Source organism: Sedimentitalea arenosa, assembly GCF_016428585.1.
Taxonomy (GTDB): domain Bacteria; phylum Pseudomonadota; class Alphaproteobacteria; order Rhodobacterales; family Rhodobacteraceae; genus Sedimentitalea; species Sedimentitalea arenosa.
Genome location: NZ_JAELVR010000007.1, coordinates 136,446 through 148,509, shown reverse-complemented (window position 1 = coordinate 148,509; position 12,064 = coordinate 136,446). Strand labels below are relative to the sequence as shown.

The following is a 12,064-nucleotide window of genomic DNA, read 5'->3' as shown; positions in this document are numbered from 1 at the left end:
GAACCGCCCATGCCCCTGATCTTTCCCGTCGCCCCGGACGGTCCCGGCGAAATCGACCGCCCCGCGCCCGACCGGTTGATCGCGGGCGACCCGGTGTTCACGACCTGGAATCTTGAAGAGCGTGACGGTCTTTATTGCGGGATCTGGGAGTCGACGCCTGGCAAATGGCATATCCGCTACGAGGAATGGGAGTATTGCCGCATCCTGTCGGGCCGATCGGTGATTGCAGATGCCGAGGGTCACGAGCACGTCGTGACCGCGGGCGACAGCTTTGTGCTGCGGCCGGGGTTCAGCGGCACCTGGGAGGTGATCGAGACCACCCGCAAGGATTACGTGATCCGGCTGTGACACGCCCGCATCCGTGCCCGGCGCGGGCGTGTCGCCGTAGGACTCAGCCGACGACGTTGAAGTCGGGACCGTAGGGGTAACCGGTGATGTTCTCGTTGCCGTCTTCGGTGATCACCAGGATGTCGTGCTCGCGGTAGCCGCCGGCACCCGGCTGGCCCTGCCCGATGGTCAGCATCGGTTCCATGCTGATCACCATGCCGGGTTCGAGCACGGTGTCGATATCCTCGCGCAGTTCCAGCCCGGCCTCGCGGCCGTAGTAATGCGACAGGACCCCGAAGGAATGGCCATAGCCGAAGGTGCGGTATTGCAGGAGGTCGCGCTCGGCGAAGAAGGCGTTGATCTTGTTGGTGACGTCCGCGCAGCTGGCGCCCGGTTGCAACAGCGACATGCCGTATTCATGCGCGGCGACGTTGGCCTCCCAGATCGCAAGGCTGGCGTCGTCCACGGTCTCCACGAACAGGGTGCGTTCGAGCGCGGTGTAATAGCCCGAGATCATCGGGAAGGTGTTGAGCGACAGGATGTCGCCGCGTTCCAGGACGCGGCCCGTCACCGGGTTGTGCGCGCCATCCGTGTTGAGGCCCGACTGGAACCACACCCAGGTGTCCCGGTATTCGGCGTCGGGGAAGCGCTTGGCGATTTCCAGCTCCATCGCGTCGCGTCCGGCCATCGCCACGTCGATTTCGCGCACGCCCGCGCGGATCGCGTCGCGGATCGCGTAGCCGCCGACGTCGGCGACCTGCGCGCCTTGCCGGATCAGCGCGATCTCGGCCTCGGACTTGTGCATCCGCTGGCGCATGGTGGTTTCGAACAGGTCCACCATCGTGAGCGGTTGCAGGAAGTCCTCGAGCTTGTCGCGCTGCATCAGGCTGAGGTGGTCGCCCTCATAGCCGATGACGCCGCCGGTGCCGGTGACGGACAGCACGGCGCGCCAGAAATTGTCCCGCTGCCAGTCGGTGTAGGTGATGTTGTCGCAGAAACTGCGCCTCCAGGGCTGACCCGCGTCGATCCCGGCCGAGATGGTGACGCATTCGGTTTCCGTCACGACCAGGCCGTAGGGCCGGCCGAACGCGCAGTAGAGAAAGCCCGAGTAATAGGCGATATTGTGCATCGACGTGAAGACGGCGGCGGTGGCGCCGGCGGCTTCCATGCGTTCGCGCAGCTCGGCGATACGGGCCTCGTATTCGGCTGGTTGGAACGGCAGAACGGCCTTTTCGCCGTTGTGAAAGCGGTACATGTCGGGGCGTGCGGTCATAGCAGACCCTCCTTTTCAGAAAGGTCCCGGCGTTCAGGACGGATTGGATCGCAAAGCGGACCGGCGACGCCATCGCCGGCTGGGGATGGCTTGCGGGAACCGGAGGCGAAAATCAAGCCGTCAAGCGACGCACGAGGTCGCTTTCGGGGTCCGTCAACGGGTCGATCACGTCGAAATGGTGGCGGTCGGGTGCGATCACCAGTTCCGCGCGCCATGCCCTGGCCAGCCAGCGCGCCTGGTCGAGGAAGACGGGGCGTTCGTCCGCGCCGACCCAGACGGTCACGCGAGCCGGGTGGCGGTCGGTCATCAGGACCGGGCTTTCGGCCCGTGCCGCGGCCTCGTCCATGCCGAAATCGGCGTTCATCGAGGTGCGCAGGAGCGGGCGCAGATCCGAGAGCGGCGAGATCGGCACCACGGCGCCCAGCCGCCCGGCCACGCCCGGCGGCGTCAGCGCCGGGTCGAGCATCCGCGCCGCCAGGTGCCCGCCTGCGGAATGGCCGGTGAGCGCGATCGGACCCTGCGTGCGCCCGGCGATCGCCTGCAGCGCGGTTGCGATCTGCCGGGTGATAGCGGCGATCGGGACAGTGGGACAGAGATCGTAGGACGGCATCGCCACCGCCCAGCCGCGCGCCAGAGGCCCGGCGGCAAGGTGCGACCAGAGGCTGCGGTCGGTCTCTCGCCAATAGCCCCCATGCACGAAGATCACCGTGCCCCGTGCGGAGCCTTCGGGGTGAAACAGGTCGAAGGCCTGCCGCGCGCTGTCACCATAGCGCAGACCCAGCTCGGCGCGGCGGCCCAGCCCGTCGCGAAACGCGGCGGCTTCGGCCTGCCATCGCGGCGGAAAAGCGTCCGATCCCGGTATGTGCGCCCCGTTGGCGTAAGCGTCGTCCAGCTCCATGCCGCCGTTTCCCCGATGTTGCCCTAGACAAATCTTGCCCCACCTGTTTTCCCTCTGCGAGTGGATTTTTCCGGGAGGACACCCAATGCTGGATGCAACAACCGATCTCAGATCGCTGCTGAACGATCCCGACCTGCTTGCGACACAGGCCTATGTGGGCGGGCAATGGGTCGATGGTGACAATGGCACCTTCAAAGTCATCAACCCGGCCCGTGGCGACGTGATCGCCGAGGTCGCCGACCTGAGCCGCGCACAGGTGGCCGATGCCATCGCGCAGGCCGAGGCGGCGCAGAAGGACTGGGCTGCGATGACCGGCAAGGAGCGCGCGGGGCTGCTGCGCAAGTTCTTCGACCTGATGATGGAGAACGCGCAGGACCTGGGCACGATCCTGACCGCCGAACAGGGCAAGCCGCTGAACGAGGCGGTGGGCGAGATCGCCTATGGCGCGTCTTTCGTCGAGTTCTTCGCCGAGGAGGCCAAGCGCGTCTATGGCGAGACCATCCCCGGCCACCAGCGCGACAAGCGCATCATGGTGCTGAAACAGCCGATCGGGGTGGCCGCCTCGATCACGCCGTGGAATTTCCCGAACGCGATGATCACCCGCAAGGCCGCGCCCGCGTTGGCCGCCGGTTGCGCCTTTGTCGCGCGCCCGGCCAAGGAAACGCCGCTGTCGGCGCTGGTGATGGGCGTGCTGGCGGATCGCGCCGGTCTGCCGGCGGGCATCTTCAACGTGGTCACGAGCTCCTCGGCCAGCGAGATCGGCAAGGAGTTCTGCGAGAACCCGGCGGTGCGCAAGCTGACCTTCACGGGGTCGACCGAAGTCGGGCGCATCCTGCTGAAACAGGCCGCTGACCAGGTGATGAAATGCTCGATGGAGCTGGGCGGCAACGCGCCGTTCATCGTGTTCGACGACGCCGATCTGGATGCCGCCGTCGAAGGCGCGATGATGTGCAAGTTCCGCAACAACGGCCAGACCTGTGTCTGCGCAAACCGCATCTATGTGCAGGCCGGGATCTATGACGCGTTCGCCGAGAAGCTGAAGGCGGCGGTCGAGAAGCTGAACGTGGGCGACGGTCTGAACGAGGGCGTGACCACCGGGCCGCTGATCAACCAGGAGGCGGTCGACAAGGTGCTGGAGCATCTGGGCGACGTGACCGCGAAGGGCGGCGAGGTGTTGACCGGCGGCAACCGGCACGATCTGGGCGGCACCTTCTTCCAGCCCACGGTCGTGACCGGGGTGACGCAGGAGATGGCCGTGGCCAAGGAGGAAACCTTCGGCCCGCTGGCGCCGCTGTTCAAGTTCGATGACGTGGACGAGGTGATCGCCATGGCCAACGACACGATCTTTGGTCTGGCGGCCTATTTCTATGCCCGTGACCTCAGCCGGGTCTACAAGGTGGCCGAGGCGCTGGAATATGGCATCGTCGGCGTCAACACCGGCATCATCTCGACAGAGGTCGCGCCGTTTGGTGGCGTCAAGCAATCGGGGCTTGGCCGCGAAGGCAGTCATCACGGGATCGAGGATTACCTCGAGATGAAATACATCTGCATGTCGGTCTGACCGGGGTCGACATCGCGCATGACGCGAGGTCATGCGCCGAGCCGCGGAAATCCGCGCTAGGCTTCGGCGCATGACCCGCACCGTCAAGGATATCCCGCCCTTTCCCGACTACATCGACGGGCAGGGCGATCACGACTTCATGCAGGCGGCGTGGCGGCAGGGACCGCTCGCGCGTGACAAGTTCGGCATCGTGTCGGGCTTTTCCATGGCGCAGATGGAGGCGTTCAACGACGACCGCTGGACCCGGCAGGTCGAGCTCGAAGCGATGTGGGCCGCGGGCGTGACCAGCGGGCCGATGTTCGATTTCGTGCGCGACATGGTCCTGTTCGCCAACGGCCAGACCCACCGCAACCGGCGCGGGCCGCTGGTGCGGACCTTCGCCCACAAGGTCATCGCCGAACTGCGCCCCGGCATCGCCGAACGTGCGGAACGCATGATCGCGCCGCTGCGCGGCACGGGCGCGGTCGATTTCGTCGCCGAGATCGCCGGGCCGATGCCGGCGCGGGTCATCGCCGCGATCATCGGCGCGCCCGAGAAGGACACCGATCTGTTCGCGCGCCACGTCTATTCCGCGATCCGGGGGCTTTCGATCTGCTCGGAAGAGATACGCGCCGAATCGGATGCGGACATGGCGGCGCTGTACCGCTATGTCGCCGGGCTGATCGCCGATCGCCGTGCGGCTCCGCAGGAGGATTTCCTGACGGCCTACCTGGATCGCGTCGCCGGTGGACCGCTGGACGAGAACGAGGTGCGGGCGCAGATGGTCGGGCTGGTCGTCGCCGGGTCCGACACCACGCGGGGCGCGTTGACGGCAACGGTGTCGCAATTGCTGCTACATCCCGACCAGTGGGCCATGCTGGTTTCCGACCCGGACAGATGGGCGCCGGCGGCGGTCTCCGAGGGGCTGCGCTTTGATCCGGTGATCGGTTCGCTGGCCCGGATCAGTACCGAGCCGCGCGAGGTCGAGGGATACCTGCTGCCCAAGGGCACTTTCGTCGCCGCATCGATGCTGACCGCGCTGCGCGATCCCGCGATCTATGCCGATCCGAACCGCTTTGACATCACCCGCAGCGATCATCCGCGGCTGCACCCTGTGTTTGGTGGCGGCCCGCATCGGTGCCTTGGCGAGGCGCTGGCCCGAATCGAGCTGGAAGAAGCCCTCAAGGCGCTGGCGCGGCTTGCCCCCGACTTGTCGCTCGATGGGCCGCCGGTGCGGCTGCGCGGCTATGGCGCGGTGCGCACCCTCGGGCCGATGCAGGTGCGGATCTGACAAAAAGACCCCGCGCCCGAAGGCGCGGGGCCGGCAGCCGTCCGATAAGGTAAGTCGGAGGTTCGGCTTTTGTCAGTTCACGGCCTTGGCATCGACGACGTCGGTGTCGACAGCCTTGGTCGTGGCAATCTCGATCCGGCGCGGCTTCAGCGCTTCGGGCACCTCCCGCTCGAGGTCGATATGCAGCATGCCGTCGACATGGCTGGCGCCGGTGACGCGCACGTGGTCGGCCAGATGGAAGCGGCGCTCGAAGGCGCGGGTGGCGATGCCACGATGGAGGTAGGTGCGTTCGCTGTCATCCTCGGCCTTGCGTGCGGCGACGACGAGAGCGTTTTCCTTGACCTCGACCATCAGGTCGTTGGCCGAAAAGCCGGCGACGGCGATCGAGATGCGGTAGGAATCCGCGGCGGTCTTCTCGATGTTGTAGGGGGGGTAGCTGGACTGGCCCACATCGTTGGTCATCACGCGGTCCATCAGATCGGCGATCTGATCGAAGCCAACGGTGGCGCGGTGCAGCGGAGCGAAGTCGAATGTACGCATGGTCTGTATCCTCATTCATAGAGCGATTGACATGTGCCCTCCGGTTTGGACGGGCGGTTTCACGTGCCGGAACCCGTTGTGGCGTTCCGGCCTGATTGAGATGGGAAGCGCCTGTGGCGCTGTCAAGACCCGCGCGGTCAGGGCCTGATGAACTTCGCACCGGTGTCGCGTCGCTCCTGCCCGACCCTGAGCCGGTTCACCGTCGGCGACGGGTCGAGTCCGTAGCCCGCGCCCCGCGCCAGTTCGCCACGCAGCCGGGCCAGCGGTTCGTCGAGCGCGGTGCCGAGCGCCACGCGGCGCCCGTCCAACTCGGCCTTGGCGGAGACGACCGACACGATCCGCGGTATGCCGCCCGCGAAGGAAAAGATCGGGGCGCCGGAGGAGCCGAAATCGACATCGCAGGACATGACGAGCACCCCCTGCTGGCGGGCCATCACGTCGCAGACCTCCTGCAGGGAAGGGGCCTCGGCCCGATCATGGGCATAGGAGACCACGCCGACCGCTTCGCCCTGTCCGGGTCGCGCCGCGGTGTCGAACGGCGTCACCGTGGTGTTGTTGATCGGGTGCTGCAATTCCAGCAGGGCGACGTCGTTGCGCACCCGTGCCGCCGAGATCGCCTCGCCGAACCGGTAGTCGGGATGCACCACCGCCCGCCGGACCGCGCGATAGGCCGAAGCGCGCCCGTTGCGCCAGCCGGCCAGGAACTCGACGCTGTCGAGCGCGATCCGCGCCTTCGTCTGGCGGTCGAACAGGCAGTGGGCGGCCGTGAGGACCAGGTCGGGCGCGATCAGAGTCCCGGTGCAGAAACCGCTGCCGCGGAAATCGAGGCGTCCGACGGCTTCCCACGCACGGCCCGCCTCGGTCGTGTCGAGCCGTTCCAGCCGACCGTCCTGCGCCGCCGCTCCACCCGCCAGAAGCGCGAGCACAAAAACAGATGCACGGAGTCCCACCGTTTCATCACCCCAAAAATCCACACCGCGATCAGATTATCCGAAGCCTGCGGCAAGAATAGGGCGGAGGCTGCGAATTATCTGAGGATCGGCACGTCGGACACAGCCGTGCCGTCGCCTGACAGCGCCGGCGGTTGCGGCCCGCCCGTCGCCCAGTCGATCAGTTCGACCGTGTGCACGACCGGCACCGCGGTGCCGGAGCCGATCTGCATCATGCAGCCGATATTGCCTGCCGCGATGACATCGGGGGCCTTGGCCTCGAGCGTGCGGATCTTGCGCGCCTTCAACTGCCCCGAGATCTCGGGCTGCATCAGGTTGTAGGTGCCGGCCGAGCCGCAGCACAGGTGACTGTCGGCGGGCTCGACCACCGTGAACCCGGCCGATTTCAACAGGTCCCTGGGGTAGGATTTGATCTTTTGGCCGTGCTGCAGCGAACAGGCGGCGTGATAGGCGACCGTCAGGCCGGTTTCGGTGCCCTTGGGCAAGTCCAGCTTCACCAGAAGCTCGCTCACGTCCATCGCGATCGCCGAGACCCGCGCCGCATCCCCGGCCAGCGCCTCGCCCCGGAACATGTGGCCGTAATCCTTGACCGTGGTGCCGCAGCCGGAAGTGTTGATCACGATGGCATCGAGCCCGTCGCCATCCATCTCACGGGCCCAGGCGCGGATGTTCTTCGCCGCCGTGGCGTGGCTTTCTTCCGTCTTGCCCATGTGATGGGTCAGCGCTCCGCAACAGCCGGCACCTTCGGCCACCACGACCTCGCAGCCAAACCGGCGCAGCAGGCGGATCGTCGCGTCGTTGATGTCGGTGTTCAGCGCCTTCTGCGCGCAGCCGGTCATCAGGGCGACCCGCATCCGGCGTTGCCCTTCCGGTGCGAAGCTCTGCGGATCGTCATTGCGGCTGACCGGGGGAATGACCTTCGGCGCCATCTCGAGCATCGCCCGCAGCCGGGCGTCAGGCATCAGGCGTTTGAAAGGTCGCCCGATCTTGGCGCCCAGCAGGGCGATCCGGAACCGCGTCGGATAGGGCAGGATCCGCGCGAGGATCCAACGCAGCGCCCGGTCGCCAAGGGGGCGCTTGTAGGTCTTCTCGATATACTCGCGGGCATGATCGACCAGGTGCATGTAATGTACGCCCGAGGGACAGGTCGTCATGCAGGCCAGGCAGCTGAGGCAGCGGTCGATATGCTTGACGGTCTTGGCGTCCGGCACCCGCTCGTTCTCGAGCATGTCCTTGATCAGGTAGATGCGCCCGCGCGGGCTGTCGAGCTCGTCTCCAAGTACCTGATAGGTGGGGCAGGTGGCGGTACAGAAGCCGCAATGCACGCATTTGCGCAGGATCTCGTTGCTGCGCGCGATGGCCGGGTCGGCCAGTTGCTCGGGGCTGAAACTCGTCTGCATCTGTCAGGCTCCCACCGGTTCCGGTCGCCCCATGAGCCCGGGATTCAAGACTCCGCGCGGGTCGAACCGGGCCCGCAACCCGGCGCTGATCGCCGCGATCGCCTCGGGTTCGGGATGGAACATGCCGAGCCGCGCCCGGTCCTGCGCCCGCGCGCGCACCAAAGTGGCATGGCCGTTGAACCGTCCGGCGCGGGTGCGCAGGTCCGTGCCCTCGGGCATGAGCGCCCATATCAACCCGCCGCCCCAGTCATACAGCACGCCATCCGCCTCGAGCCGCGCCGCGATTTCGGGCGCATCGCTCGGCTTGACGGATAGCCGCCAGACATCGCCGGGCCGGTCGTGGAACTGCGCCACGTCGCGCAGGTCCGCCCAAAGCTGTCGCGATTCCGCCTCCCCGGACCGCCCGATCGCGCCGAACCCGTCCAGCAACGCGGACAGACGCTCCGCGCGATAGGACACCGACTCGGCGAACCCCTCGATGCGGATCAACACCCGGTCCGCCGCCGGATCGAACGCCGCGCCGCTCACTTCGAAGGGCGATCCCAGCGCCGCCGACATCGCCCGCACGGCCACCTGTGCATCGCAGCCGCCGATCAGAACCGTTTCCTCCGTATCGGCGCGCGGCAGCACCTTGAGCGCCACTTCGGTCAGAACGCCGAGGGTCCCCCAGCTGCCGGCCATCAGCTTGACGAGATCATAGCCGGTCACGTTCTTCATCACCCGCCCGCCATTCCTGATGATCGTGCCGGTGCCATCGACATAACGCACGCCCAGCAAGTGATCGCGACAGGCGCCGGCCTGGATGCGCCGCGGTCCCGACTGGTTCGCCGCCACCACGCCGCCGATCGTCGGCTCCCCGTTCGTGCCCAGCAGCTTGCGGCAATCCATCGGCTCGAAGGCCAGGCGCTGCCCCTCGCCCTGCAACACGGCCTCGATCTCGCGCAGAGGCGTGCCCGCCCCGGCCACCAGCGTCAACGCGCCGGGCTCGTACAGCGATACCCCGCTCAGATCCGTGGTGCTCAGCCGATCACCGGGCAGGTCGATCCCGCGCGTGCCGCCCCCCTGCACCAACAGGGGCGAATCCGCACTCGACAACAGGTCCGACAGTTCGGCCTCGCTCTTCGGGGTCATGATCTTCATCTTCGTCCAAATACTCCGGGGTGAATTGGCCGCAGGCCAAGAGGGGCTGGCCCCTTCATTCGGCCGCTACTGGCACCGTCCTGCGACTGTGCGACACCGACAGCGGGAAGACCTTCGCGGGGTTCAAGAGCCAGGCCGGATCGAACACGTCCTTCACCGCCATCTGCGCCTCCAGGTCCTCCGGTCCGTATTGATGCAGCATCAGGTCACGCTTCTCGATTCCCACGCCATGTTCCCCGGTCAGGCAGCCGCCGACCTCGACACAGAGCTTCAGCACGTCCGCCCCCATCTGCTCGCAGAGCTCGAGGTCCCCCGGCTTGTTGGCGTCGAACAGGATCAGCGGGTGCATGTTGCCGTCCCCGGCATGGAACACGTTGCCGACCTGCAGCCCGTACTTCTCCGACAACTCACCGATGCCTTTCAGCACACGCGGCAGGGCCGAGACCGGGATGGTGCCGTCAAGACACATGTAATCGTTGATCTGTCCAACCGCGCCGAAGGCCGATTTCCGCCCCAGCCAGATCTTCGCACTTTCCTCCGGTGACTTGCTTTCCCGCAATTCCACCGGGTCGTGCTTGCGGGCGATCTGCATGATGACGCCCAGTTGCGCGTCGATCTCGGCATCCGATCCCTCGACCTCGACGATGAGCAGGGCGTCGCAATCGGGATAGCCGGCGCCGGAAAACTCGTCCGTCACCTCGATGCACAGACGGTCCATGTACTCGATCGCCACCGGAAGCACGCCGGCCTTGATGATGTCGGCGACGCAGGCACCGGCCACCTCGGCGCTGTTGAACCCCATCAGGACCGGCCGCGCGCCTTCGGGCTTGCGCAGGATGCGCAGGGTCGCTTCGGTCACCACGCCCATCTGCCCCTCCGAACCGCAGATCACGCCCAGCAGGTCGAGACCGGGCGCATCCAGATGCGCGCCGCCGATCTCGACCACCGTTCCATCCATCAGCACCATGGTCACGCCCATCAGGTTGTTGGTGGTGACCCCGTATTTCAGGCAATGCGCCCCGCCCGAGTTCATTGCGATGTTGCCCGCGATGGCACAGGCCAGCTGGCTCGACGGGTCGGGGGCGTAGAAGAAATCCATTTCTTCGACCGCACCCGTCACCGAAAGGTTCGTGCGCCCGGTCTGCACCCGGATGAATCGGTTGTCGTAGTCGGTCTCCAGCACCGCGTTCATTCGCGCGACACCGAGGATCACGCAATCCGCCGTCGGCAGCGCGCCCCCGGCCAGCGAGGTGCCGGCGCCGCGCGGCACGACCGGAACGCCCTCGGCGTGGCAGATTTTGAGAACGTCCGATACTTCCTGCGTGGTGGTCGGCAGGACCGCCAGCAACGGTGGGCATTTGTAGGCCGTCAGTGCATCGCACTCGTAGGCACGGGTCTCGGACTCCTCCTCGATCACCGCGTCGGGTGGCAACACCTCCCTCAACCGGGCGGCAAGCCGCGCCTTGCGGGCGATGATCGCGGGATCGGGAAGGGGCATTTCCATGGCACACTCCGTGTTTGGTAAAAAGTTATTACCAATTTTGCCGTCTGGCAAGCGCTTTCCGTTGCGCCTAATGTCGCGGCATGACCGTGCCACCGATCATTGCCTGGTTCAGCCCGCTGGACTACGTGGCCTTCGCCTTCGCGCTCCTCGGGGCGCTCTGGATCGGCTGGCGGATCGAGCACCCGAAACCGGACAAGCCCTCGGTCTCGATCCTGATGGAGGGGTTTCGCCGCGACTGGATGCACCAGATGGTGCGCCGCGATCCGCGTGTGTTCGACGGCCAGCTGATCAGCAACCTGCGGCAGGGCACGGCCTTCTTCGCCTCGGCGGCGATGATCGCGCTGGGTGGCGGGTTCGCCGTGATCGGCAATACCGACCAGCTTGCCGATGTGGTGGGAGATCTGACGCTCGGGCGCGCGCCCGCGATGGTCTGGGAGTTCAAGCTGCTGGTGGTGTTGGCCTTTCTCGCCAATGCCTTCCTGAAGTTCGTCTGGGCGCACCGGCTTTTCGGCTATTGCTCGGTGCTCATGGCGGCGGTGCCGAACGATCCTGCGGCACCCCTGGCGCATCCGCGCGCGGCCCAGGCCGCCGATATCAGCATCACTGCTGCGCGCAGCTTCAACCGGGCGATGCGGGCGACCTATTTCTCGCTCGCCAGCGTCGCATGGTTGCTGGGACCGGTTGCGTTGATGATTGCCTCGGGGCTGACCATCGCGGTGCTCTACCGGCGTGAATTCGCTTCCCGGTCGCGCACGGTCCTGTTGCGGGTCCCGGCGGATCCCGGGCCCATGCAACCTGACGAACAGCCTGAAAGGACAAGATGATGAAACAGGCCTGCATTGTCGCCACCCTGTGCGTCGCCGTGGTTCAGGTGCGGGCCGATCCGCCTGCCATCGAGGACGTTTCCGCGAAACAGGGGCCGGATGGCTGGACCATAGAGGTCACGCTCTCGCATCCCGATACAGGCTGGGAGCACTATGCCGACGGCTGGCGCGTGCTCGACATGGAGGGGCGTGAGCTCGGTCTGCGCGAACTGCTGCATCCGCATGTGACGGAACAGCCGTTTACCCGCGCGCTGTCGGGCGTGCCGATTCCTGACGGCACGCGGACGGTCCGGATAGAAGCGCGCTGCTCGGTCGACGGCTGGTCGGGGCATACCGAAACCGTGACCCTGCCCTGAGGATCCCGCGCCCGATTTGCC

Annotated in this window: 12 protein-coding genes; 5 read left to right on the top strand and 7 right to left on the bottom strand. The window is 66.5% G+C overall.

What is annotated here, in order from left to right:
- The first annotated feature begins 9 nt into the window (after positions 1-9).
- Entirely contained in the window at positions 10-348 is a 339-nt protein-coding gene (locus tag JF290_RS11505; RefSeq protein ID WP_199025026.1) for a cupin domain-containing protein, read from the top strand.
- Between the two features lie 43 nt (positions 349-391).
- On the opposite strand, the gene JF290_RS11500 is transcribed toward JF290_RS11505, so the two are convergent.
- Both JF290_RS11500 and JF290_RS11495 read right to left on the bottom strand, forming a co-directional pair.
- Complete coding sequence (locus JF290_RS11500; RefSeq protein WP_199025025.1) at positions 392-1,600, bottom strand: M24 family metallopeptidase; 1,209 nt, start codon at positions 1,598-1,600, stop codon at positions 392-394.
- Positions 1,601-1,712: 112 nt separating this feature from the next.
- Complete coding sequence (locus JF290_RS11495; RefSeq protein WP_199025024.1) at positions 1,713-2,498, bottom strand: alpha/beta hydrolase; 786 nt, start codon at positions 2,496-2,498, stop codon at positions 1,713-1,715.
- Between the two features lie 85 nt (positions 2,499-2,583).
- Between JF290_RS11495 and JF290_RS11490 the strand changes: the two genes are divergently transcribed.
- Both JF290_RS11490 and JF290_RS11485 read left to right on the top strand, forming a co-directional pair.
- A complete protein-coding gene (locus tag JF290_RS11490; protein WP_199025023.1) occupies positions 2,584-4,059 on the top strand; it encodes an NAD-dependent succinate-semialdehyde dehydrogenase in 1,476 nt (491 codons plus the stop codon).
- A gap of 70 nt (positions 4,060-4,129) precedes the next feature.
- Positions 4,130-5,329, top strand: coding sequence for a cytochrome P450 (locus tag JF290_RS11485; RefSeq protein WP_199025022.1), 1,200 nt, complete (start codon positions 4,130-4,132; stop codon positions 5,327-5,329).
- A 72-nt stretch (positions 5,330-5,401) separates the two neighbouring features.
- On the opposite strand, the gene JF290_RS11480 is transcribed toward JF290_RS11485, so the two are convergent.
- The 5 genes from JF290_RS11480 to JF290_RS11460 all read right to left on the bottom strand — a co-directional run bounded on the left by JF290_RS11480 (position 5,402) and on the right by JF290_RS11460 (position 10,863).
- Entirely contained in the window at positions 5,402-5,869 is a 468-nt protein-coding gene (locus tag JF290_RS11480; protein WP_199025021.1) for an Hsp20 family protein, read from the bottom strand.
- Between the two features lie 137 nt (positions 5,870-6,006).
- A complete protein-coding gene (locus JF290_RS11475) occupies positions 6,007-6,819 on the bottom strand; it encodes a trypsin-like serine peptidase (RefSeq protein WP_199025020.1) in 813 nt (270 codons plus the stop codon).
- 77 nt (positions 6,820-6,896) lie between these two features.
- Positions 6,897-8,219, bottom strand: coding sequence for a glycolate oxidase subunit GlcF (glcF, locus tag JF290_RS11470; protein ID WP_199025019.1), 1,323 nt, complete (start codon positions 8,217-8,219; stop codon positions 6,897-6,899).
- A gap of 3 nt (positions 8,220-8,222) precedes the next feature.
- Positions 8,223-9,350 (bottom strand): FAD-binding protein, encoded by a 1,128-nt coding sequence (locus JF290_RS11465; RefSeq protein ID WP_199025018.1) that lies wholly within the window; start codon positions 9,348-9,350, stop codon positions 8,223-8,225.
- Between the two features lie 64 nt (positions 9,351-9,414).
- On the bottom strand, positions 9,415-10,863 hold the full coding sequence (locus JF290_RS11460; RefSeq protein WP_199025017.1) for an FAD-linked oxidase C-terminal domain-containing protein: 1,449 nt from the start codon (positions 10,861-10,863) through the stop codon (positions 9,415-9,417).
- Positions 10,864-10,943: 80 nt separating this feature from the next.
- Between JF290_RS11460 and JF290_RS11455 the strand changes: the two genes are divergently transcribed.
- Both JF290_RS11455 and JF290_RS11450 read left to right on the top strand, forming a co-directional pair.
- Positions 10,944-11,687, top strand: coding sequence for a DUF599 domain-containing protein (locus tag JF290_RS11455; protein WP_199025016.1), 744 nt, complete (start codon positions 10,944-10,946; stop codon positions 11,685-11,687).
- Positions 11,687-12,043: a hypothetical protein gene (locus tag JF290_RS11450; protein ID WP_425503957.1), complete on the top strand. Its 357-nt coding sequence runs from the start codon at positions 11,687-11,689 to the stop codon at positions 12,041-12,043. Before JF290_RS11455 ends, JF290_RS11450 begins: the two co-directional genes overlap by 1 nt.
- The last annotated feature ends 21 nt before the right edge of the window (positions 12,044-12,064 follow it).

What these genes read in the sequence shown, in the direction of transcription:
- JF290_RS11450 (WP_425503957.1), top strand. Translation starts at nt 11,687, where the DNA reads ATGAAACAGGCCTGCATTGTCGCCACCCTGTGCGTCGCCGTGGTTCAG.
- JF290_RS11465 (WP_199025018.1), bottom strand. Translation starts at nt 9,350, where the DNA reads ATGACCCCGAAGAGCGAGGCCGAACTGTCGGACCTGTTGTCGAGTGCG.
- JF290_RS11500 (WP_199025025.1), bottom strand. Translation starts at nt 1,600, where the DNA reads ATGACCGCACGCCCCGACATGTACCGCTTTCACAACGGCGAAAAGGCC.
- JF290_RS11460 (WP_199025017.1), bottom strand. Translation starts at nt 10,863, where the DNA reads ATGGAAATGCCCCTTCCCGATCCCGCGATCATCGCCCGCAAGGCGCGG.
- JF290_RS11485 (WP_199025022.1), top strand. Translation starts at nt 4,130, where the DNA reads ATGACCCGCACCGTCAAGGATATCCCGCCCTTTCCCGACTACATCGAC.
- JF290_RS11490 (WP_199025023.1), top strand. Translation starts at nt 2,584, where the DNA reads ATGCTGGATGCAACAACCGATCTCAGATCGCTGCTGAACGATCCCGAC.
- JF290_RS11495 (WP_199025024.1), bottom strand. Translation starts at nt 2,498, where the DNA reads ATGGAGCTGGACGACGCTTACGCCAACGGGGCGCACATACCGGGATCG.
- glcF (WP_199025019.1), bottom strand. Translation starts at nt 8,219, where the DNA reads ATGCAGACGAGTTTCAGCCCCGAGCAACTGGCCGACCCGGCCATCGCG.
- JF290_RS11505 (WP_199025026.1), top strand. Translation starts at nt 10, where the DNA reads ATGCCCCTGATCTTTCCCGTCGCCCCGGACGGTCCCGGCGAAATCGAC.
- JF290_RS11455 (WP_199025016.1), top strand. Translation starts at nt 10,944, where the DNA reads ATGACCGTGCCACCGATCATTGCCTGGTTCAGCCCGCTGGACTACGTG.
- JF290_RS11480 (WP_199025021.1), bottom strand. Translation starts at nt 5,869, where the DNA reads ATGCGTACATTCGACTTCGCTCCGCTGCACCGCGCCACCGTTGGCTTC.